This is a genomic window from Pseudonocardia sp. OZ21 (genome assembly GCF_059359135.1).
In genome coordinates this window covers 1-20,453 of the sequence record NZ_JCADBN010000002.1, presented here as the reverse complement: position 1 = coordinate 20,453, position 20,453 = coordinate 1, and the positions used below count along the sequence as shown (strand labels likewise).

The 20,453-nt window shown below is 68.9% G+C and carries 22 protein-coding genes and 2 pseudogenes; 10 read left to right on the top strand and 14 right to left on the bottom strand.

Annotated elements, in window-relative coordinates:
- Positions 1-95 precede the first annotated feature (95 nt).
- Both AC5L35_RS03775 and AC5L35_RS03770 read right to left on the bottom strand, forming a co-directional pair.
- Positions 96-1,313: a CynX/NimT family MFS transporter gene (locus tag AC5L35_RS03775; RefSeq protein ID WP_495058113.1), complete on the bottom strand. Its 1,218-nt coding sequence runs from the start codon at positions 1,311-1,313 to the stop codon at positions 96-98.
- Positions 1,310-1,993 carry a FadR/GntR family transcriptional regulator gene (locus AC5L35_RS03770; protein WP_495058112.1) on the bottom strand — a complete coding sequence of 228 codons (684 nt, stop codon included), beginning with the start codon at positions 1,991-1,993 and terminating at the stop codon, positions 1,310-1,312. The genes AC5L35_RS03775 and AC5L35_RS03770 overlap by 4 nt, the downstream gene beginning before the upstream one ends.
- Positions 1,994-2,202: 209 nt before the next feature.
- Between AC5L35_RS03770 and AC5L35_RS03765 the strand changes: the two genes are divergently transcribed.
- Positions 2,203-3,684, top strand: a complete 1,482-nt coding sequence (locus tag AC5L35_RS03765; RefSeq protein ID WP_495058111.1) for a ketol-acid reductoisomerase — start codon at positions 2,203-2,205, stop codon at positions 3,682-3,684.
- Positions 3,685-3,730: 46 nt separating this feature from the next.
- Here the strand turns inward: AC5L35_RS03765 and AC5L35_RS03760 are convergent, their stop codons facing one another.
- Entirely contained in the window at positions 3,731-4,603 is an 873-nt protein-coding gene (locus tag AC5L35_RS03760) for a recombinase family protein (protein ID WP_495058110.1), read from the bottom strand.
- 26 nt (positions 4,604-4,629) lie between these two features.
- Positions 4,630-4,803 (bottom strand): hypothetical protein, encoded by a 174-nt coding sequence (locus AC5L35_RS03755; protein WP_495058109.1) that lies wholly within the window; start codon positions 4,801-4,803, stop codon positions 4,630-4,632.
- Between the two features lie 161 nt (positions 4,804-4,964).
- Here AC5L35_RS03755 and AC5L35_RS03750 point away from each other — a divergent pair, with 161 nt between their 5' ends.
- On the top strand, positions 4,965-5,177 hold the full coding sequence (locus AC5L35_RS03750; RefSeq protein ID WP_495058108.1) for a DUF3072 domain-containing protein: 213 nt from the start codon (positions 4,965-4,967) through the stop codon (positions 5,175-5,177).
- Between the two features lie 346 nt (positions 5,178-5,523).
- Entirely contained in the window at positions 5,524-5,979 is a 456-nt protein-coding gene (locus tag AC5L35_RS03745; protein WP_495058705.1) for a hypothetical protein, read from the top strand.
- 103 nt (positions 5,980-6,082) lie between these two features.
- On the opposite strand, the pseudogene AC5L35_RS03740 reads toward AC5L35_RS03745, so the two are convergent.
- The 3 genes and pseudogenes from AC5L35_RS03740 to AC5L35_RS03730 form a co-directional block, all read right to left on the bottom strand.
- A pseudogene (locus AC5L35_RS03740) lies at positions 6,083-6,289 on the bottom strand (relaxase/mobilization nuclease domain-containing protein); the annotation flags it as partial.
- 201 nt (positions 6,290-6,490) lie between these two features.
- A complete protein-coding gene (locus AC5L35_RS03735) occupies positions 6,491-6,874 on the bottom strand; it encodes a MobC domain-containing protein (protein ID WP_495058107.1) in 384 nt (127 codons plus the stop codon).
- A 68-nt stretch (positions 6,875-6,942) separates the two neighbouring features.
- Entirely contained in the window at positions 6,943-7,554 is a 612-nt protein-coding gene (locus AC5L35_RS03730) for a hypothetical protein (RefSeq protein WP_495058106.1), read from the bottom strand.
- Positions 7,555-7,617: 63 nt separating this feature from the next.
- Between AC5L35_RS03730 and AC5L35_RS03725 the strand changes: the two genes are divergently transcribed.
- Entirely contained in the window at positions 7,618-7,836 is a 219-nt protein-coding gene (locus AC5L35_RS03725; RefSeq protein ID WP_495058105.1) for a hypothetical protein, read from the top strand.
- A 270-nt stretch (positions 7,837-8,106) separates the two neighbouring features.
- Here the strand turns inward: AC5L35_RS03725 and AC5L35_RS03720 are convergent, their stop codons facing one another.
- The 5 genes from AC5L35_RS03720 to AC5L35_RS03700 all read right to left on the bottom strand — a co-directional run bounded on the left by AC5L35_RS03720 (position 8,107) and on the right by AC5L35_RS03700 (position 14,178).
- Positions 8,107-9,102, bottom strand: a complete 996-nt coding sequence (locus tag AC5L35_RS03720; RefSeq protein ID WP_495058104.1) for a hypothetical protein — start codon at positions 9,100-9,102, stop codon at positions 8,107-8,109.
- A complete protein-coding gene (locus AC5L35_RS03715; protein WP_495058103.1) occupies positions 9,099-9,584 on the bottom strand; it encodes an AAA family ATPase in 486 nt (161 codons plus the stop codon). Before AC5L35_RS03715 ends, AC5L35_RS03720 begins: the two co-directional genes overlap by 4 nt.
- 1,076 nt (positions 9,585-10,660) lie before the next feature.
- Entirely contained in the window at positions 10,661-11,374 is a 714-nt protein-coding gene (locus AC5L35_RS03710; RefSeq protein ID WP_495058102.1) for an SDR family NAD(P)-dependent oxidoreductase, read from the bottom strand.
- 509 nt (positions 11,375-11,883) lie between these two features.
- Entirely contained in the window at positions 11,884-13,179 is a 1,296-nt protein-coding gene (locus tag AC5L35_RS03705) for an MFS transporter (protein WP_495058101.1), read from the bottom strand.
- Between the two features lie 96 nt (positions 13,180-13,275).
- Positions 13,276-14,178, bottom strand: coding sequence for an alpha/beta fold hydrolase (locus tag AC5L35_RS03700; protein WP_495058100.1), 903 nt, complete (start codon positions 14,176-14,178; stop codon positions 13,276-13,278).
- A gap of 866 nt (positions 14,179-15,044) precedes the next feature.
- On the opposite strand from AC5L35_RS03700, the gene AC5L35_RS03695 reads away from it, so the two are divergent.
- Positions 15,045-15,221 carry a hypothetical protein gene (locus AC5L35_RS03695; protein ID WP_495058099.1) on the top strand — a complete coding sequence of 59 codons (177 nt, stop codon included), beginning with the start codon at positions 15,045-15,047 and terminating at the stop codon, positions 15,219-15,221.
- A gap of 250 nt (positions 15,222-15,471) precedes the next feature.
- Here the strand turns inward: AC5L35_RS03695 and AC5L35_RS03690 are convergent.
- Positions 15,472-15,855, bottom strand: a pseudogene (locus AC5L35_RS03690) (transposase); the annotation flags it as partial.
- A 277-nt stretch (positions 15,856-16,132) separates the two neighbouring features.
- Here AC5L35_RS03690 and AC5L35_RS03685 point away from each other — a divergent pair.
- The 3 genes from AC5L35_RS03685 to AC5L35_RS03675 all read left to right on the top strand — a co-directional run bounded on the left by AC5L35_RS03685 (position 16,133) and on the right by AC5L35_RS03675 (position 17,966).
- Complete coding sequence (locus AC5L35_RS03685; protein WP_495058098.1) at positions 16,133-16,567, top strand: nuclear transport factor 2 family protein; 435 nt, start codon at positions 16,133-16,135, stop codon at positions 16,565-16,567.
- 74 nt (positions 16,568-16,641) lie between these two features.
- A complete protein-coding gene (locus tag AC5L35_RS03680; protein WP_495058097.1) occupies positions 16,642-16,863 on the top strand; it encodes a hypothetical protein in 222 nt (73 codons plus the stop codon).
- A 662-nt stretch (positions 16,864-17,525) separates the two neighbouring features.
- Complete coding sequence (locus AC5L35_RS03675) at positions 17,526-17,966, top strand: serine hydrolase (RefSeq protein WP_495058096.1); 441 nt, start codon at positions 17,526-17,528, stop codon at positions 17,964-17,966.
- A 141-nt stretch (positions 17,967-18,107) separates the two neighbouring features.
- On the opposite strand, the gene AC5L35_RS03670 is transcribed toward AC5L35_RS03675, so the two are convergent.
- A complete protein-coding gene (locus AC5L35_RS03670) occupies positions 18,108-18,647 on the bottom strand; it encodes a hypothetical protein (RefSeq protein WP_495058095.1) in 540 nt (179 codons plus the stop codon).
- Between the two features lie 375 nt (positions 18,648-19,022).
- Between AC5L35_RS03670 and AC5L35_RS03665 the strand changes: the two genes are divergently transcribed.
- Both AC5L35_RS03665 and AC5L35_RS03660 read left to right on the top strand, forming a co-directional pair.
- Positions 19,023-19,304, top strand: a complete 282-nt coding sequence (locus AC5L35_RS03665) for a hypothetical protein (RefSeq protein WP_495058094.1) — start codon at positions 19,023-19,025, stop codon at positions 19,302-19,304.
- 572 nt (positions 19,305-19,876) lie between these two features.
- Positions 19,877-20,020 carry a hypothetical protein gene (locus AC5L35_RS03660; protein WP_495058093.1) on the top strand — a complete coding sequence of 48 codons (144 nt, stop codon included), beginning with the start codon at positions 19,877-19,879 and terminating at the stop codon, positions 20,018-20,020.
- Positions 20,021-20,453 lie beyond the last annotated feature (433 nt).

Sequence of the window (20,453 nt, the reverse complement as noted above, 5' to 3'; positions counted from 1 at the left end):
CCCCTTCTCCTCGGGCGCGCATCACACCCGCCCGGCAGAGTAGGGGTCAATACCGACAAAACAACCGCGCCACGGGTCGAATCGACCGATACCGATCAGGGAGCGGCCGGTGACCCCACCCACCGCTCCCGCCCTGCCAGCACGCCGGCGATGCCCTGCGGCACGAACAGGACGAGCAACAACAGGAGCGGAATCGTCCACGAGCCGGTGGCGTCGTGCACCGCTCCCACCAGGAACGGTCCCATCGCGGCCACGACGTACCCGACGCTCTGCGCCATCCCGGACAGCTGCGATGCATGCGGGGCGTCGGGGGAGCGCAGCGCCACCAGCGTCAGTGCGAGCCCGAGCGCCGCGCCCTGCCCGAAACCGAGCAGCGCCATCGAGACGACCTCGGCTCCGGGCAGCGCGATCACCCCGAGCAGGCCGACCGCCGAGACCACCGTCAGGCCGGCGGCAACCAGCCGCTGGCTCCGGTAGCGGCTGGCCAGCATCGGCGCCGCCATCGAGCCGGCGATGCCGACGAAGCTCCCCAGCGACAGCAGCCATCCCGCCGCCTCCGGATCGAACCCACGGTCCGCGAACACCGCGGGGATCCACGCCGACACGGCGTAGTAACCGAGTGACTGCAGCCCCATGAACGCGGTGACCTGCCAGGCGACCGCGTTGCGCCAGAGCCCGGTGATCCGTGGCCCGCCGGTTCGGCCGACACCACCGCCACCCCGTACCCGGGGTAGCCAGAACACCAGGGCGAGCAGAGCGAACAGTCCCCAGATGGCGAGTGCCCCGCGCCAGTCGAGACCTGCCGCGTTCGCCACCGGAACGGTGATTCCCGCGGCGAGCGCGCCGCCCGCGGAGATCGCCATCGTGTACAGCCCCGTCATCAGGCCGGTGCGATGGGAGAAGTCGCGCTTGATCAGAGCCGGGAGCAGAACGTTCCCGACGGCGATCGCGGACCCGGCCAGCAGGGTGCCGACGAAGAGCATGGCGACCGAGCCCGTGGACCGGACCACGAAGCTGACACAGAGCAGCGCCAGCGCGCCGAGCACCGTGCGTTCGATGCCGAACCGCCGGGCCAGGCGCGGCGCCGCAGGCGCGAGCAGGCCGAAGCACAGCACCGGCAACGCCGTCAGCACTCCTGCTGCCGTGCCGGAGAGTCCCTCGCTGGCCCTGATCTGGGCCAGCACGGGCGCGACGCCGACCACGGCGGGCCGCAGGTTCGCCGCGACCAGCACGATCGTGATGCCCACCCACCACGCGGGCAGGCGCGACGAGCGGCCGACGCCGGCCGCCGTGGCGGTGACGTCGGCGCTCATCGGCTGCCCTCGACGAGGCGGCGTGCGGCGTCGAGATAGCTCTCCGCCGCTGCGCGCGCCGCGACCGGGTCGCCGGCGATGACCGCCGCGGCGAGCTCCTCGTGGCCGGGAAAGGACGGTGGGTCGTCATCGAGTTCGTGGATCGTGGCGACCGTTCGCTGCAGCGCGTCGGTCAGCCCGGTGTAGAGGTCGATGAGCACCGGATTGCCGGTCGCGGCGATCACCGCGCGGTGGAAGGCGAGGTCCGCGGCGACGAACGCGGCCCGATCGCCGCCGTCCCACGAGGTCCGGCGAGTCGCGATGGCATCGCGGATGGCGGTGATGTCCGCCTCGGTGCGCCGGACGGCGGCCGCCGCGGCGGCGTCCCTCTCCAGGCTCGTCCTGACCGCGAGCACGTCGAGCGCCCGGGAGCGCCGGGCCCGGCGCAGGATGGCGGCGCCGAGGCCACTCGTGGCGCGGACGTAGGTGCCGTCGCCCCGCCGGGGTTCCAGTAGTCCGGCGTGCTCGAGGGCCCGGACGGCCTCCCGCACCGTGTTGCGGCCGACCCCCAGTGCCGCCACCAGTTCCGGCTCGGCCGGGATCTTCGATCCCAGTGGCCACTCACCGCTCTCGATCAGCTCTTCGAACTGCGCGACGACCTCATCGCACAGCCTTCCCGTGTGCACGGCGACCAACCTCATCCTCACATCCTAACGTCCCATGTTTCGATCGCCAGGGCCTCGCCCCAGTCGCTCCCCAGGAATTGGCACGCATTTTTGACAATCCGGACGAGGCATCTTTGATCCCGATCACAACGGCTCGGCCGGTCTCGGCATAATGAAACCGCACACCGTGTACCACGGGGCAACACCTGTGCACGACCACGCAAATGATCTGATGAGAGAGGGCCATGCCGGACCAGATTCTCGATTTCGAGACCACCGTTTTCGACAAGGAGTACATCTCGCTCGGCGGGCGCCAGGAGGCGATCGTTCGTGGTGGACGTCACCTTTTCGACAGGCTTCCCCAGGCGTTCGCAGGGGTGAACCAGATTGGCGTCATCGGCTGGGGCCCTCAGGGTTCGGCGCAGGCGCAGAACCTGCGCGACTCGCTGAACGGGGCCGTCAAGGTCGCGGTGGGCCTGCGCACCGGGTCGGGATCCTTCGATCTGGCGCGGGCGGCCGGCTTCAGCGAGGAGGACGGCACCCTCGGCGAGATGTTCGAGGTCATCCGCGCCTCGGACGTGGTCATCCTGCTGATCTCCGACGCCGCCCAGGCCGAGCTGTACGAGCAGATCTTCGCGGCGGTGCGGCCGGGCACCACCCTGGGGTTCTCCCACGGCTTCCTGCTCGGCCACCTCACCGCCGAGGGTAAGCAGTTCCCCACCGAGGTGGACATCATCGCCGTCTGCCCGAAGGGCATGGGCGCCTCGGTGCGGGCCCTCTACGTGCAGGGTGTCGAGGTCAACGGAGCCGGGATCAACGCCAGCTTCGCGGTGCAGCAGGACGTCACCGGGCACGCCACCGACCGCGCACTGGGCTGGTCGGTCGCGCTCGGCGCCCCGTACACGTTCCAGACCACCCTGCGCTCGGAGTACCTGTCCGACCTCTCCGGCGAGCGCGCCATGCTGCTGGCCGGGGTACACGGAATCGTCGAGAGCCTCTACCGCCGCTACCGCGACCACGGCATGAGCGACGAGAACGCGTTCCGGCACTCCACCGAGTCGGTCACCGGCCCGATCTCGAAGATCATCTCCAAGGACGGCCTCGACGGGCTGTACCGGCGACTGGACCGCGACGGCAGGGCGGTGTTCGCCGAGGCGTACTCGGCCGCCTATCCCGTCGGGTTCGAGCTGACCCACGAGATCTACGACGAGGTGCTCTCGGGCGACGAGATCAACAGCGTGGTGCTCGCCGGACAGCGGCTCTCCCGTTTCCCGATGGGCAAGATCGACCAGGCCGACATGTGGCAGGTGGGCCAGAAGGTGCGGGCCGACCGCGTCGAGAACGAGATCCCGCTGGACCCCTTCACCGCCGGCGTCTTCTGCGGCGTGATGATGGGTCAGGTCGACGTCCTGCTCGAGCGCGGCCACCCGTACTCGGAGATCGCCAACGAGTCGGTGATCGAGGCCGTCGATTCGCTCAACCCGTACATGCACGCCCGCGGCGTGGCGTACATGGTGGACAACTGCTCGACCACCGCCCGGCTGGGTGCCCGTAAGTGGGCGCCGCGGTTCGACTACCTGCTCACCCAGCAGTCCTACCCCGCGGTGGACAGCGACCAGCAGGCCGTGGACACCAAGCCGTTCGAGGCGTTCGAAGGGCACGTCATCCACGACGTGCTGCGGGTCTGCGCCGAGATGCGCCCCTCGGTGGACATCTTCGTCGAGTGACGCGCTCCCGGCCCGGCTCCCACTGGGGCCGGGCCGGGGAGCCGCGTCACTCGCCCGATGCGCCCCGGACGATCTGCTCGCACGTCTCGCACCGACCGTCCGGCACCAGCTCTCGCCACGTCGTGCCCGGCTGGGGTGTCCACTCCGACTCGACCGGATGCGCCGGCGTGTTCGTCACCATGTCGAGGGCGTGCACCACGCCGAGCGCCACCTCACGGGCCGTGACCCAGCGCAGCCGCATGGCGTCCTGCCCGCCGAGCACCGCCTGCACGCTGCTGGTCGACCACACCGCCCCTCCCCGGGCGGTCGGTTCCCCGTCGGAGGTCAGGCCCTCCGCGATCGCGCGGAGCGTCGACCCGGCAGCCCGCTCCTCGAGCACCCGGCGGACCACGCGCTCGGGCACCACCGCCGGTCGTCCGAGCCGCACCCCGGCGGCGCGCTTCGCGGCGAGCGCGTCCTTCGTCCGCTGCGAGATCACGCGGCGTTCGTACTGCGCCGTGCTGGCCACCATGTGCGCCACCAGCTCGCCGGAAGGGGTCGAGGTGTCCACGTCGACGTCGAGGCACACGAGCTGCCAGCCCTGCCGGGAGGCGCGGTCGAGCAGGCCGGAGAAGTCGTGCACCGAGCGGGAGATCCGATCGAGCTTGGACGCGATCAGCACGTCGGCGTCGCCGGCTTCCAGCCGGGCGAGCGCGGCGTCGAGCTCGGGCCGGTCGAGGTCCTTCCCCGACCAGGCCGGGTCGGTCACCCACTCCACCCTGGTCCAGCCGCGCCGGGCGATCTCGCCCTCGATCGCCATGTGCTGCGCGTCGAGCCCGCCGCCGGACTCGGCCTGCTGCTCCGTGCTCACCCGCCGGTAGGCGATCACCCGGGGATCGTGGACGGAGCGCGCGCGGCGGGTGCGGCGGGGACTGGTCACGCCCCGACTTTACGAGATACGGGCCTTTAACGTAAATCCGTGGGGGACCGATCGGGGGCCGGGGGAGTGGCCAGGGCCTCCAAGGCCTCGGCCGCACCGGCGAGATGGGCCCGCTGGGCGTCGTCGGCGGCCACCTCCCCGGCGTCGACGGCGGCCAGGATGGCGCGCAGCGAGGCGGCGACCCGCGCGGAATCGGGCACGCCGTCACGCTCGCCACGGGGCACGTGCTCAGACTGCCGTGAGACGTGGGGGAGTGCACGCATCCGAGCTGCGCGGCATCGGTCCGGCACCCGGTCGGAGGGTGTGGACCACGCTCGCGCCCCGGCTGGCGAGTGTCCGGGTTCGAAGATATGTTCGATCCATGGTTGACAACAACACGGCGGCGGACCCCACCGCGGCAAAGGACCCGGACGACTGGACCACGGGCGACGAGCCGATGACCGGCGCCCAGAAGTCCTACCTGCAGACGCTCGCGCAGGAAGCCGGCGAGCAGGCGCCTGTCGACGACCTGTCCAAGGCGGATGCCTCCAAGCGGATCGACGAACTGCAGGCGCGTACCGGCCGGGGCCGCTGAGCCCCGGATCCTGAGTCCCGGATCCTGCAGCCGACGTGGGCACTGCGCGGCCGTCGTGCCGGCCGGGACGGTCGCGGTGCCCAGGTCGGAAGTGGCCACCGCTCCCCTGAGTCGATAACCGATAATCGACGTTATGACAGTTATCGGTCTCCGGCCCGCTCTCGCGCGGCGTGAGACGTGTCATACGCTCGACCAACACCGCGACGGCCAGATGCCCAGTCCGCCGGTAGCAGCGACCGTCCCGCCCCTCACGCCAGCCCGCGACGCGGCAGTTTGTTGAGCGCAGGCGCGACGCCCGGTCGAACAGATCCACCGCCTCCCGCGGCACCATCTCACCGTGGCCACTATGTTGCGTGACCGCGCCGACGGCGGTGAACATGTCCCCGGCGGCGTGCGCAATACCGGGAACCTCGTCATACTCCCCCGCCGCGACCGCCGCCGTCGCCTGCTCGAGCGCGGCGAGCGCGTCTCCCACGGCCGCTTCACGTTCCGCCCGCCCGACCTGACTGCGCTCGCCAGGCGCCGGCGCGATCGGCGGCACAGGCGACGGGGCGGACGCCCATCGTCGCAGCAGCTGCGGGAGCGAGAGATCCCGCGCCAGTGCCCTCCCCGAGTACCACACCGGCAGACCCTTCGCCGTCTCATCGCCCGGCGCCGCGACCGCGTAGCCAACCAGCTGTCCCGCGGGCTGCTCGTTCGGCCGAACCCGCACGCCGAGGTCGGCAAGGCAATGGAAGAACCGCGTCGGATCGCGCGCCTGCACCGCGCCGATACGCGCCGCACGGCGCAGCCACTCGCGTGACGTCTCGTCCAGCCCACGCCGGGCTGCCTTCTCCATCTCCGCTCGAGTGGCCGGTTCGGCGGTCGTGCGGTCCCACCTGTGGGGTCGCGGAAAGACCCAACCGCGCCTCCGCATCACGGCAGACTCCCCGGGCTCTGTGGAAGTCGTTGCGCGGATGCACCCGGCGACCGTTGTCCTGCCGCACGAGCACCGCGGCGATGTGCACGTGGTCATCCGTATGTCGAACGGCCACCCACCGACAGGCGCCGAGATCGGCCCGCGGGGCGCTCCCCGTCCCCGGTCCATCAGATCGGTCACGATCTCCGCTCACTCCGCATCGGAAAGGACACGGTCACCCGCAGAGTCACGCAGTGAGCAATGCCACACAGGACCGCGCGGGACCTTCGTCTCGACATCGTCCATGACAGGCTCGCGCCGCGGGATGCCCGCCGCGACAGCAGGATCGGCAAGGTCATCCGCGAGCTTTGTGACATCGAAGTTCCCGTCACCCGAGGGCGACGGCTGGTGCAACTCAGGTGCGCCGTCCCACGTCGCGAGCGAGCGCCATGAGCTCGCCGATGTCGGACACCGTCTCATCGAGGCGCTGCACGACCCTCTCCACCAGCGCCTCGATCCGCCGGGTCTCCTGGTGAACCTCCCGGGTCGAGTTCGCGTGTCGCGCGACGCCGTTGAGGTTGCCACCGACATTCCGCAAGATCCGGCGAGCGTCCATCAACTTCGCATGCAGACCCATCAGCCGCCGGATGACCGGCCCCACCACCGCCGGTTCCGGGGCCGGCCGCGGGATGGGCTCGGCCGCACGGACACCAACCTCTCCAAGCCACGCCGCATCCGACAAGCCAGCGCGGAGCGCGGCCGATCTGACCGTTCCCAGCTCCATGTCCGAGAACGACACCCGGACCGAACGAGAGCGCCCACCCTCCGCACGAGCACGCCGACTCGGCCCTGTGACCGACTCCCCCATCACGTCGACCTGATCCCCGTCGCGGAAGCGCGATCGCATGTCGGCGTCACGGCTGTCGTGTTTTCAGCGGATTGCGTAGGCGTGGTGTCAGGAGCCGCAGGTGAAATCTCAATGCTGGCAGCGGGGTCGAGGAGCAGCGAGAACCGGACATCGCCAGACGGGTCGAGGACGCCGCCAGACGGTCGCCGGCGGACGAGTCCCTGTCGTTGGAGTTCGATCGCGGTCTCGGCGCTGAGGTCGAGGGTGGCTTCGGTGTATTCGTAGCCGACGATGACGATCTGGTAGAGCGCCCGCAAGACGGGCTCGGCTAGACCGTCGTCCGCGACGCGCAGCTGATGCAGCGCGTACTGCTGCGTCTCGGTGAGCAGACCGTGGCGAGGCCGCAGGCCTTGGAGAGGCTCCGCCCGGTTCACGACGTCGCGGTCGAACCGCACACCCCCGGTCTCAAGCCGGATCTCCATCCTCGCCAGCGCGATCTCGAGCCGGTCCAACGACCAGCCGAGCGCGTTGGCCAGCCTCGCCCGGCTGATCGCTGGTGGGTTCACCTCGACCAGGCCGGCGAGCGCGGCCTCGACGATGGCGTCGTCGGTGCCGACCGGCGGCGACGGCACCCGGGCTCGATCCGCGGCCCGGGGCGGTGGGCTGAACAGCTCGGCCGGCTGCAGGTCCAGGACGTGACAGAGTTCCTCCAAGATTCCCAGCGGTATATCGTCGTACTCGCCGTCGCGCCAGAGCTGGACCGGCCACGTCTCCCCTGCTGCGCCGATGCGGTCGGCGAGTTGCGCTCGGGTGAAGCCGACCGCGATGCGGCGCTGCTCGACGAACTTCCAGTTGATGCTCAGCCTCCTCGTCGCGCCGCCCTCCTGGACAATCGGGGCTCATCGGTGGCCTGAAGGTCCACGCTGTCGACCCCTCCCCCGCGGCCGACGGGGCCGACACCGGCTCGCGCTGCCGCTGACTTGAGCTGGCGCCGCATCGTCCGCGCGGGCGTTGGCGCATCGTCGCGGATGAACACGGGAAGGTGGGCCGGGGGCCACCCACCCAAGCTCGTGGTGGCGGGATGGTCGGCGACGGCGGCGCGCACGATGGCCGCGACAGGCGCGGGTATCCGCCAGAGGCCACCGGAGGCGCTGATGTCGATTTCCTGGCCCCGATCGGTGAGGTCACCGACGCGCAGCCGGACGAGCACGTCGACGCTGAACCCGGTCGCCACACGGATGGCGAGAGCGCCGGCTGCTGCCGGCGCGCAGAGCGTGCGCAGCCGCGCAACGACCGGTGCGGGAAGACGCGGGCGCAGGCTGAAACCGGATTGGCCGCGATGGCGGTAGAGGCGAACGCGAAGGAGTGTGCCTTTGAGGAAGAACCCCGCCTGCGCCGCCCGTAGGCGGGTCAAGACCTCGGCCTCGCTGACCGCGCTCACCGTCATCCGCTGAATGGTCGACGGCTGGCCGCGGGTCGGCGTCGGTGCGCCGGGCCAACACCTGCAAAGTGTGCGCCTCGCTGCGCGCGGCGGTGAGCACAGCGCGGTAGACGGCGTCGACGCGGGCGAACGCGTCCGGGTCAAGGAGCCGGTGCGTGGCGCCGCGGAACGTCGGGAAGTCGACGTCGGGCACCGCCGGGAACGGCCGCGCGTCGGGCATCTCGGTGGACTCGCCAGGCGCGGGTGTCAGCGCCGCGAGTGCGTCGCGCCAGGGTTGCCCGCGGGCCGTGACGCCGTGCTCGGCGAGCACCGGCCGGTGCGATGGGTCGAGCCCGACGCGGTGCGAGACCAACCACAGCACGGCGTCGGCCGCGGCGGCCAGTTCGGTCAAGTCCCGCCACTGCTCGGCGGGCAGCAGGTGTGCCCGCAGCACGACCAGGTGACGGATGCCTTCGGCGCGTAGCCACAGCCCGGCCAGCGCCCAGCCGCGCCGCAGCAGGCCCTCGGCGGCCAGCCCTCCGGGCCGCTTGCCCAGCGCGACCAACACCTCTCCGGCCAGCACCGTGCGGCTGTCCGCGCCAGGCATCGGATGACACACCGCGATCCCATCGGGCACCGAGTGGCGGGCGGTCAGCGCGCGTACGCAGTCCACCGTGTCGGCCGGGTCGACCAGCAGGCGAATCGGCCCCGACGAAGATCCCGCAGTGGCGGATGCGGTGAGCGTGCCGGTCGCGGTCACCGCCGGCCGCCGTGCAGGGTGAACGCGTTGCGGGCGATGCGCTCATCGACCCGGTCGCGGCCTTGGCCGCGGCACAGGCCGGTGGCGGTGTGGGTAAATGCCGCCCAGTCGCGCAGGTTGCCGTGTGCGAAGTGGTCGTCGACGAACAGCAGCAGCTCCGCGTCCACGCCGGTGTAGAGCGGGTGAAACGTCGGGATCAGGGTGCACACCTGCTCGGTGCTCAGCGTGGTGAAGCTGACCCGGCGGTAGAGCCGCGAGCGCAGCATCGGCTCGCGGGACAGCACCTTCCAAGCACCGTCGCCACCGACGAGTAGTAGCGCGAACCGGGTCAGCGGGTGGTCGTGCAGGTAGCGCAGGAACTCGATGCACTCCCGGTTGAGCTGCTGGGCCTCGTCGATCACCAGTACCCGCGCCGGCGCAGCGAGCTCCTCGAGCAGCTGGGCGGTCAACGCGAACCGGGTTGGCCCGCCCCACGACCTCACCGGTCAGCTCCTCCAGCAGCGTCGCGGCGACCAGCCGCATCGTCGTGCGGCTGGGGAACGACGTCCAGCACGCGGACAGCTCGGGGCGGCGGGCTAGGGCCTGCTCGACTGCGAAGGTCTTGCCCAACCCGGCCGGGCCGTGCACCGCACCCATCGCCCCGGCCGCGGCCAGATCAGTCACCGCGTGCTCGACCAGCAGCAGCGGCTCGGTCGGCAACGTCCGCGCCCCATCGAGGTCCAGGAAGTGGCGCACCATCACTCCGAGCCCGACCCATCGGTCGGCGCATCGACGCTGCCGTCCAGCTCAACGAGGTCCGGGTTCCAGTACGCGAAGTCGTCGTGGAGGTTGAGCAGGTCGGTGAGCCCGAGGCGCTGCAGGTCCCGATCCCGGTTCGCGGCTCGGCCGCGCCCTCATCGACCGCTGCCCCCGATTGGGCTCGGCGTCTCCGTGGCGGCGTCGTCGTCAGCGGCGGCCTGTTCGTCGGTAACGACGGTGATGTCCTCGACCGGCCCGGGGCGGTGACCGGCGCGAGCCTCGTCCGGGCCCGTCGGCTCGCCCGGCGCTGCCGCCGACCCAGCTCGACAGCGTCCGCCCGCCGCTGGTCCAGCACCGCGGCGCGTTGCTCATCGGTGAGCAGGCCCTGCGGATGGGCAGTGCACAACCAGGTGTCCCCGCGGAAGATCTCGATCTGCCGCAGGTCGTGCGGGGTGTAGCGGACCTGACCTGCACAACATCGCCCTGAGCCACTGACCTCACACCGGCACCGTCGCACCCGCTCCCCGCCCAGCCCGTTGCGCGGCGGCGACACGCTGGTGATCACCCGGCTGGATCCAGGCTCGCCTGGCGGGCCAGCATCGCGGGCAGCGTGCCCGCCTACTGCGAGGGAGACTGCCACTCGATGGTGCCCTCCTCGTCGCGAATGCGGGTGAACGTCGCCCGCCGCCAGCATCTACCCCGAGGGCGTCGAGCCTGACGAGTGGACGCCCGGCACGCTCGGGCATCCTTCCACTGGTCAAGAACGCCATGCAGGATCGCTTCCGTGTCGTTCTTGCCGCCCCTTGCTTGTGTTCCCATTTCAGTGGCCTGCGCTCATGCCGCCATCAACGTGGAGGATCTCCCCGGTGACGAACGAGGCGTTCTCCAGGTACATCACCGCGTCCACGACATCGCTCAGCTCGCCCAACCGGCCGACCGGCTGGAGAGCGGCGAGGGTGTCGTGGGCCTCGCGCGGGTGCATGGGGGTATTGGTCGTGCCGGGAGACACGGCGTTAGTGCGGATGCCCCGGGCGGCATACTCGATCGCCAGGGACTTCGTGGCGTACTGCAGCCCGCCCTTGGTCAGCGCCGCCAGCACTGAGGGCACGCGGGCGTCGGCGTTGTCGACAATGCTGGCGGTGATGTTGACGATGTTGCCGCTGCCCTGGGCGAGCATCTGCTCGACGGCGAGTTGGGTGATGCGGAAAAAGCCGGCGAGGTTGGTGCCCGTGAAGGCGGCGTAGTCATCCAGGGTGTATTCGGTGAAGGGCTTGACGAAGAAGATGCCCGCGTTGTTGACGAGGGTGTCGACGCGGCCGTAGCGGTCGATCGCAGCAGCGACGACGCGTTCGGCGGTGGCGGGGTCGGCGATGTCGCCCTGGACGGTCAGGACGTGCTGGTCGTCGGAGGGCGTGATAGAGCGCGAGTTGGCGACGATTGCGTAGCCGAGCTTGCGGTAGGCGTCCACCAGGGCGGAGCCGATGCCCTGCGAGGCTCCAGTGATGATGGCGACCTTCTGCAGCGGTGTCTTCATAGTGAACCTCTTCCTTCAGTGCGGGACGAGTTCCTTTGCCTGATCGACGCGGTGAGTCCACAGCGGAGCGTCCTCCCCGGCATCATCTTTAGGCATCGATCGCATGCTAACCCGATGAGGCTTTAGTAGGGGGCGTCCCAGACGATCGTCATGTACGTGCCCCAGGTGCCGTTCGTGAGGAGCTTCAGCGGGACCCGGACTTCTGCCGTGCGCCCCCGGCGTCCGCACTTACTGCGACGCCGGGGGCTTCTTGTGCCCGGAGGGTTCGCCGCTCACGTAAGAGCTGTCCCTGGCTGCTGGTATTCGTGCCGACCTGTCTCCAGGATCTGACAGAGTCTGAAGAGGTCGTAGCACCGCCATTGACAGTCATTGGGGATAAGCGGCATTTCATGTGGGTGCTGGCGTCGTCGATCCTAGGCCGCGCAAGATGCCTTTCGCGTGTCAAGGGCCACTCCTCGGCTTCTGCGTGATGCCTTCTCGAGTGCGCCCCCTGCCTCGCTCCGGTCTCCTCATTCCCTCCGGACGAGTGTCACGAACCGCGCCGCCGCCGCGGCGAGCACGGCGGAGGCGAGGACGATGAAGCCTGCCGTGAGGAACACCGTCTGCAAGGTTGTCGAGGAAACAAGGATCGCGCCGAGGCCAGACCCTGCCGCCAGGGCTATCTGAAGGTTCGTCACATTCACCGCCGACGCGGCCTCCGGGGTCTCCGGGGCCGCGTCGAGTATCCAGACCAGCGTTCCCGGGTTCACGATTCCCCAGAACAGGCCCCACAGCACGAGCAACAGGCCGGCCAGCCAGGGTAGGGTGCCCGAGCTCGCCAGCCCGATGAGCAATGCGGCCACCACCGTCGCCGACCCGGCGAAGCTGCCGATCACCCCGTGTTTGAACAGTGATCCGGCGACGAGTGAGCCGACGATGCCACCGCAGCCGTAGATGACGTACAGCAGGGAGACCACGCCGCTGGACAGATGCGTGTGGTCCATCAGGAACGGGGTGATGTACGTCCAGGCGGTGAACTGTCCGATGAACACCACCGCGCCCGCAGCCATCCCAAATCGGGCGGCCCGCCGCGTCACGACTCCCACGAGATCACGCAGGTGCGTACGCCCGTCCGGCGGAATACCCGGCAGCAGGACCGTCTGCGCAACCACGACAAGCAGTGTCGCCGCCGCCGCGGCGGCGAAAGTGAGCCGCCAGCCGAGGAGGTTGCCGAGGAACTGTCCCGCCGGCAGCCCCGCCACCGTCCCACCGGAAATACCCGCCGCGATGATGGTGATGGCGCGCGTGCCGCCGGCCGGGCCCACCAGCTTGGGTCCGACCGGTGAGACCACGGTCCAGAAGGCTCCGATGGTGGCGCCGAGGAGCATACGGGCGATCAGCACCAGGGCGAAGTTCGGCGCCACCGCGACGACCGCGTTCGACACCAGCACCGTCAGACCCAGGACGAGGATGACCGAGCGCCGGTTGAAGCGCCCGGATCCGAGGAAGAACAGCGGCGCCGACACCGCGGCGCTGAAACCCGGCACGAGCACCATCAGACCCGCGAGGCCGAGCGAGACATGCAGTCCCTCGGCGATCTGCGGCAGCAGCCCCACCGGCATCGTCTCCGTCATGACGACGACGAACGCGCCGAGCGCGACGGCACCGACGGACGCCCAGCCCCGCCTGCTGCCGGGCTCCGCGGCAATGGCGGCAGCGCGGGCGGCCGCAGGCTGGGTCGGGACGGCCGCGGCGCACGACGATGCCGCGACCACGCGCACCCGCGGTGCACGGTGCGTCGGCGTCCCCTCGTCGGTTTCGGTCATGTGTTCTCCTCGCTGAGCACCGTCCGAAGCGGTCCGTCCCGTGTCATTGCCCGCCGTTTGCAGAGGTCGTCGTGGTTCGTCCCTTGAAGGTGAGAGCTACTTCTGCAGGAAGGACTGCAGCAGAGCCGTCACTTCCGTCGGCCTCTCCTCGCTCACGAAGTGGCCCGAACCCTCCAGGACTCGTCCCTGGACGTTCACGGCGTACTCACGCCACTGGTCGGCGATCAGTGAACCGAAGGAACGCTCGCCACCGATCGCGAGGATGGGCATCTGCAACTTGCCCTGAGCCAAGAACTCCTTGTTCTGCTGAATATCTGTGCGGAACGCACGGTACACACTCAACATGGCCGTCAGGCGGCCGGGCTCCTTGAGAAAGTGGGCGTAGTAGTCAAAGTCCGACGACGTGAACGGCGACTTATCGCCCGCCACATACTCAAGCATCAAGTCCTCGACGAAGACACGTTCGTGACCGGCGATGAGCCTTTCAGCGAGGGGCAGCTGGAACAAGCCGAAGTGCCACGCCGCGGGCTGATTCGGGTCGGCGTTGAGCACGGGGAAGTGGTAAAAGCTCTCATCCGGGATGGGAGCTTCCATCACGGCCATGCTCCGCACTTCCGACCGGAACTGCGCCGCGTAAGCGTAGGCGACCACCTCACCAATATCGTGGGCGACTACTTGGACGCCGTTGTTGAGCCCCAGCTGCGTCAGCAGCTGATGCACGTCCTTCGCCAACTGCGCTGCGTCGTAACCACCCTCGGTGACCTGGGACTCGCCATAACCACGCAGGTCGACGGCGATCACCGTGTGGGTCTTGGACAGCGGGCCCATCTCCTGCCGCCACTCGGACCACGACTGGGGAAACCCGTGGATCATTACCACAGGCGAACCTTTGCCACCCCGCACGTAGTGCATACGAAAGCCATTTACTTCCGCGTACTTGGACTGAAAACCAGCAGGTGGTTGCGATTGCGGATAAGGCGACGGTGACTGCGCCGCCACGGAGCCATGCTCGTAGCTCTCGGCCCATGCTCGGGGGCTCAAAGTCGCGGAAACCACCAGGAGGGCCACCAAAGCCGCGATGAACGCGAAGAGCCTGTTGGTCTTTCCTATTCCGATTCGCATTATTGTCCTATCTGAAGTCGGTATCTCGTTATGCGTCACCAGACGCATGAGTACGGTGAACTGACCCGCTCGGTCATTTCACTTCGAGCTGAGACCGGGCCGGATGGAAAAGTACAGTCGGACCATGCTCCCGTTCCCTGTTCGTTCGCCTGAAGGCTGGAGTCGGCCGCCACCCGATACCCCACATCAACCAGATCGAGTTATGGGCTCAGTGAATCTTCGGAAGTGAGCGTCCAGGAGGAGCAACCTTCGGCCCTCGGACAGCCGACCCGCCCGCTGCTGCCCGGCGAGATCCGCCTCGGCCTCCACACGCGGCCCAGGCCTTCACCCCAGTAAGACCCTGAAGTGCGAGTCGAGGCCGGCATACGACCTCGCCGGCGTGCACGCATCGCCATGTTGGACCGAGACGTCCTACCCGCGTCGTTGTGCACGGGAGGCAGTCCTGAGTCGCGAACGCCGCGACGCCGGGCGGCGAAGCCCTCGTTGAGGGCATCTGAGCTCCTATTTGAGATCTTTGCGGGCCGACGGCGCAGTCGACGGTGACGCCCGTGCGGAGGCCTGCGACGGCCTGGCTCGGTCGACTATTGGCGAAGCTCACTGGACTGTCAAGTCTGGCCGCGACGGCGTCCGGGAGCGTAAACAGCTTCAGCTCGCCACGCTTGGTGCGACACACTGCGACTCCAACTTCAGCCTCCTCGACGGCGCCAGCCACCCTGAGGAACTGGCCGAGCAGGGCCGCCCGGATGGGCATCGACACCCTCGCGCTGACCGACCACGACGGCCTCTACGGCGTGGTGCGCTTCGCCGAAGCCGCCAAGAAGGTTGGCGTGCGCACCGCGTTCGGCCAAGTTGAGCCTGGACCTGCCCGGCCCACAGAACGGCGTCCCGGACCAGGCCAGCACCCACCTGCTGGTCCTTGACCCACGCCCTGCCCGGCTACCGAGGCCTGGCCCGAGTGCTCTCCTCGGCGCACCTGCGCGGGCAGCGAGGGCCGCCCGGTCTACGACCTGGACGAGACAGTCGACGAGCTGGCCGGGCACGCCCTGATGCTCACCGGCGGCCGCCAGGGCCCGGTCCGGCTCGCCCTGGAGCAGGACGGCCCAGACGGCGCCGCAGCCGAGTGGGGTTGGCTGGTCGACCGGCTCGGTGCCGCCCACGTCGCCGTCGCGCCTACCGATCACGGCTACCCAGAGGATTCGCAGCGCAACGACCTGCTCGCCCAGCTCGCCATCGAGTACCGGGAGTGTCCGAGGACCGGTGTAAACCGGTCGTCGCCCAGCGGGTTCGGCCCGTGCCGGTGGGGTCGAGTGAGCGGGTGACCAGGTAGAGGCATTTGAGCGCGGCCTGTTCGCTCGGGAAGTGCCCCCGGGCCTTGACCGCGCGCCGGTAGCGGGCGTTGGTCGACTCGATCGCGTTCGTTGAGCAGATGACCCGGCGGATCTCCACGTCGTAGTCCAGGAACGGCACGAACTGCGACCACGCCGCCCGCCACAGCCCTCCGCCCCACGTGTCAGCGAACTCCTCGAAACGCGCTGCGGCGGCCTGTTCGGCGGGTTGGACTACCCGGTGCCGTCCGGCCACTGGACGCGGTGTCGGCGGCCACGCGTGTGGCCTGCCTCCCGGCCGGGGGCGCACGGTTTTGCCCTCGGCGGGCTGGACCTGGCGGCGCGCCAGCAGCCAGTGCCCCCACCCTTCGGGCAACGCGGCGGTGTCGAGCTCGACGACAGTCCAGTCGCAGTCGCGCAACTGGACTATCGCGTCCAGTACAGAGTATTGTGCCATCGATCGGCAAGTCCCGCCGGCCATCACCGGTTTGACGCATCATCGCGTCTTGCACACCCTCAGCGACCGCAAACCGCACACAGAAGGAGCAAAGAAAATTAGCGACACCAAGCAGTCGGCCGAAGACCTGGCGATCCTCGAGCAGCTCAACCTCGACTACATCAAGTCTGACCAGTCGAACGACGTCGAGCGGTTCAAGGAGTTCCTTGCGGAAGACTTCATCATTCAGATTGAGGGTCGCACCCTCAATCGCGACGAGTACCTCGAGGTCATCGCTAAGCCGCGCCCCTTCAAGGATCTCGCTGTGTACGACGTCAACATCCGCATCCTCAGTGACGTTGCTCTGATCCACGCTCGCGTCACACTCACCACGCTCAACGATGGAGTGGCCAAAGAAGCTCTGTACACGGACACGTACCAGAAGCGTGAGGGCACCTGGGTGTGTGTTGCGGCCTGCGCGCCCGATCCGCGCGCGATCGCCTAACCGCCCTGGCCTCCAGAACTCCGGCGCTATCCGGAGCCCGAGAAAGGCACTGCTCGAGGCACAACGTGGCACCAGTGACCAACGTGGCCGGCCGGAGCAGAACGCTCCGGCTGGCATTTCTATCTGCGGCACCCTCCCTGGTGGCCGCGTTCGCCGCGGTGGGCCCTACGATCCCGCTGTTCAACATTCACCGGGCCGAGGACGAGTTCACCAACGCCGGCATCTCGATGACCGTCGTCTCCTACTCCGCCGGCACCCTCACCACGCGGCTGATGCTAGTGGCGACACGCGACTGACCGTGGCGTAATGATCACTGATCGAGGTAGGACAGGGTGTCCCGCTCGCTCGGGTGTCCCTCATATGAGGGACAGCCACTGTTCTATCTGATCCCAACGTGGTGGGCCGACCGTCGCCTCCGGCCCGTGTGGTCGACGTCAATGAACACGACGCGCCGGCCGTCGAGCAGCGCCTCGGCCCCGCCGGGGGCGGATCCATCCGTGCGGATCACGCCGCCGCCGGCGCACCGGAACAAGCGTGGAAGCGCCGCAGCTGCGCGGACGGGGCAAGGGGCCGCGGGTGTGACTGGGCTGTGGCCGGTGCAGGCCGGGGAGCGCACCCCGGCGGGCTGGGGTCGCTGGCTGCTGATCCGCCGCCAGATCCTCACCCCCGACCAGGCCGACGCAACCAGGCCCAGCTGTTGCAGTGCAATGACGGCGGCCTCGCCCAGGTAGTTGTCGGTCTCTCCGAACATCTCGTCGAGATGGCGGCGGAGCCGTGCGTCGGTGACGGCGGAGCCGTGCGTCGGCACCGGCCGATGGATAGCACTGTCATTTTGGTGGCGCCGTCGGACTGTCGTTCTACTGTCGTTCCACAATGGCTCCCTCGCTGTCGAACGACATGAAAGTGGCCCAGCGGTATGTCGTCGTAGCGCGATCCGACATCGCTGACAGTGCGGTCGTTGACCGTCGTCGCACCTCCGCTCGACCACAACGACCCCGACGAGCAATCCGCCGAGATGCCCTCGACCAACGGCATCTGCACCGCTCGCGCACTGACCCGCTTCTACGTCGCGCTCATCGGCGAGGTCGATGAGCATCGCATTCTCGCATCCGACGTCGTGGCCGCGGCGACCACCGAACCGACCAGGGGCATCGATCGCATCCTGCGCGTACCCGTCCGGATCGGCACCGGTTTCGACTTGCCCACACCCGACGCATTCTGGTACAGCCCGACGGCCTTCGGGTTCCCCGACTTCGGGGGGTCGCTCGGCTTCGCCGATCCGGCCACCGGCCTTGCGTTCAGCTATGTCATGAACCATATTCAGGAAGGGGTACCGGACCCCAGAGCCGCAAACCTGGTCAATGCCGTCCAGAATGCAATGAAGGCCCATACCCCGTAGGTCCGGGACTCAGTGTCAGGGTTGTTTCTCGCCCGGCTCCGTCCCGGACCAGGAGATGGTTTGCGCATGTGACGGGCGGAGGCAAGCGCCGGAACGCTGCTCCCGCCCACACAGTGGCCCTTCGGCTCCGGCCCTGCACCGTCAGCGGGTCTGCACAGTGACGAGCGGCGAGAAGCGGGTGCAGCTGGAGCGCTCCCTGATCGGCGGGAAGCCGGGGACAGGGGTGATGATCCTACCGCGCGTGCACGCCTGAGCATCGATGGAGACCGGCCCACCCGGACCCACCTGACGAGTCATGAGCAGGGTCTCCCCCGCACGGGTTTCGACCTGGCCACCATTCACTCTCACGTTGTAATGGGTGACGCCTGACACGTAGCCGCCGAAGTGAATTCGGACAACCCCCTGGCAGCTGTCGTAGCGCGCACCGACGTACGGGCTGTCGGGATAGTCGAACCGAATGGGCTTGGCTCCGACGCGCCGACCGTCACGCGCGGAGCCGTCCCGGGTGAAGCAGGCCGCCGCCGGCACCGCACCCGGCTGCTGTGCTGATACGGCCGCATTCTGCTGCTGTGCCGGCGAGGGGGTGTCGGCGAGTGCGGTTCCGGTGGTGCCTGCGAGGGCCAGGCTTCCGGCCAGCAGTGATCCAGCGGCAAGTCTGGTGGCCATGCGCTTCAGTTTCATGGATACCTTCGGGTAAGGGGTGGTGAAGATGCCGCTCCGACATCTCGCTGTTGCTGCGTCCCCAACCCTGGCGACTCGCCGGCGCGGAAACCAGAGGGCAGCCCCCCGACAGGTGGGGGCCAGCCCACCGATTCGGAATAGGGCCTGCTCCCCATTCGTGCGCTCGAGATCGGCCACGCCCACGGGCTCGGTCACGAATTCGAGCCGGCCCCTCCGTTGTGATTATCCGTTTCCGGTCGACCGCTGTGAGCGTGCTCGCGCTGCTCGTCCTGGGCGGGCTGTTGACGGCCTGCGGCCCCAGCTCGCCCCCCGGCAGCGTCCTCCTCGCTTGAAGCGACGCACACCACGCCGACGCCGACGCCTGCGCCGACGATCGTGGCGGGCGACGCGGTGTACGACCCGCCGGCCGCGGCGCCGTCGAGCTGGGTAATGCCCAACCTGGTCGGCACCGGCCTGCAGGACACCCAGGACGCGATCCAGCACCTCACCGATTACGGGATCCCCATCACCACCTCGCACGATGCGGGCAGCGCTGATCGCATGCAGGTGCTGGACCGTGACTGGAAGGTGTGCACCCAGAACGTGTCTCCCGGAGCGGAGATCACGCCTGACACCCGCATCGACTTCGGCGCAGTGAAGCTCAGCGAGCACTGTTGATCCCGGCGGGGGTCGTGCACTCGGTCGCGCGCATCAACTGGCTTGCCGGGCTCACCCTGCCCGCCCCGCCCTGACCTATTGACCGAACTACGGGGCGACACGCCGAGATCGTGCGGAGGCTGAGCCGGGGCTGATCGGTAGACCTCACCCATCTTGATCGAAAGGTGGTGTGAGCGTGTTCAACAACGACCGGGACATCAGGTCGATCCGGTTGCCAACGTGGGGTCGGGTGGCGCCGGCCGACGGCACAAGTGCCGTGGCTGGTGGTCGACACGAGCCCGACCGGCGCAGGAAGCGCTACCGCGTTTCGAACGCGTGTTCGAGAATCCCCGAGTATTTCCCACTGGGCGTCGTCCGGGTGCGTCGCCACACCTAGGCGCAGCACACGACGTACCTTGCTTCGGCGCACCGCTCCGCCACACACACCACCCGAAGCGGTTACTAACCACCCGTACACAAACGCGGTCAAAGGGCATCGACGGCTCGCCGGCGACCAGCTCGAACGCCATCTCGTCCCGGCCGCGTCCCTCGTCCGCCTGGTGGGTCGCGCATCGCGGCGGCACGACGGTGGAGTGCCCTACAGCAGAGGCAGGGAGTCGACGTACACGGAGCCGGCGTCGCTGCAGGCGATCGCGACGGCGAGGTTCGTCCGGGCGCACGCCGACGAGCGCGCTAAGCACTTCGCCAAGCGTGCCCGAGGTGACGGGCACAACTGAGACGTCATCGTTGACGCCCTGGGCCTCAGCCTGCCGTCGCTGCACTCGCAAGGCGCTTCACCACCCTGACGAGCACGCGGCAGGGCGGGCCGAAGTGCGCCGGGTCTACGTGGGGCAGTCGTGACGGTGACCGAGGCCCCGTGCAAGGGCCGTTCGAGCCCGTCGCCCCGCGCCAGGCTGGGGGCCGTGTGGCCTACGGCGAGGCGTCGCCGATGTTGAGCTGCTCGAGCTTCTCGCAACGCTCTCGATGATCCATCGCGGACTCGACGCCGCCGCGCTCACTGCGCCGACATGGCCGGCGCTTGGACTCGACCTGATGTCTTGTGACTCTGAGAAGCTGAGATAGGGGGCTAGCTGGGCGTGTCCTGTAAGGGTTGTGGCCTGCGATCGGTGATCATGCTCAGGTGGCGGGCAGGGGCGAGCTGACAGACAA

Coding starts and splice junctions, on each gene's coding strand:
- AC5L35_RS03775 (WP_495058113.1), bottom strand. CDS start 1,313: ATGAGCGCCGACGTCACCGCCACGGCGGCCGGCGTCGGCCGCTCGTCG.
- AC5L35_RS03770 (WP_495058112.1), bottom strand. CDS start 1,993: ATGAGGTTGGTCGCCGTGCACACGGGAAGGCTGTGCGATGAGGTCGTC.
- AC5L35_RS03765 (WP_495058111.1), top strand. CDS start 2,203: ATGCCGGACCAGATTCTCGATTTCGAGACCACCGTTTTCGACAAGGAG.
- AC5L35_RS03750 (WP_495058108.1), top strand. CDS start 4,965: ATGGTTGACAACAACACGGCGGCGGACCCCACCGCGGCAAAGGACCCG.
- AC5L35_RS03745 (WP_495058705.1), top strand. CDS start 5,524: ATGTTGCGTGACCGCGCCGACGGCGGTGAACATGTCCCCGGCGGCGTG.
- AC5L35_RS03710 (WP_495058102.1), bottom strand. CDS start 11,374: ATGAAGACACCGCTGCAGAAGGTCGCCATCATCACTGGAGCCTCGCAG.
- AC5L35_RS03705 (WP_495058101.1), bottom strand. CDS start 13,179: ATGACCGAAACCGACGAGGGGACGCCGACGCACCGTGCACCGCGGGTG.
- AC5L35_RS03695 (WP_495058099.1), top strand. CDS start 15,045: ATGGGCATCGACACCCTCGCGCTGACCGACCACGACGGCCTCTACGGC.
- AC5L35_RS03670 (WP_495058095.1), bottom strand. CDS start 18,647: ATGAAACTGAAGCGCATGGCCACCAGACTTGCCGCTGGATCACTGCTG.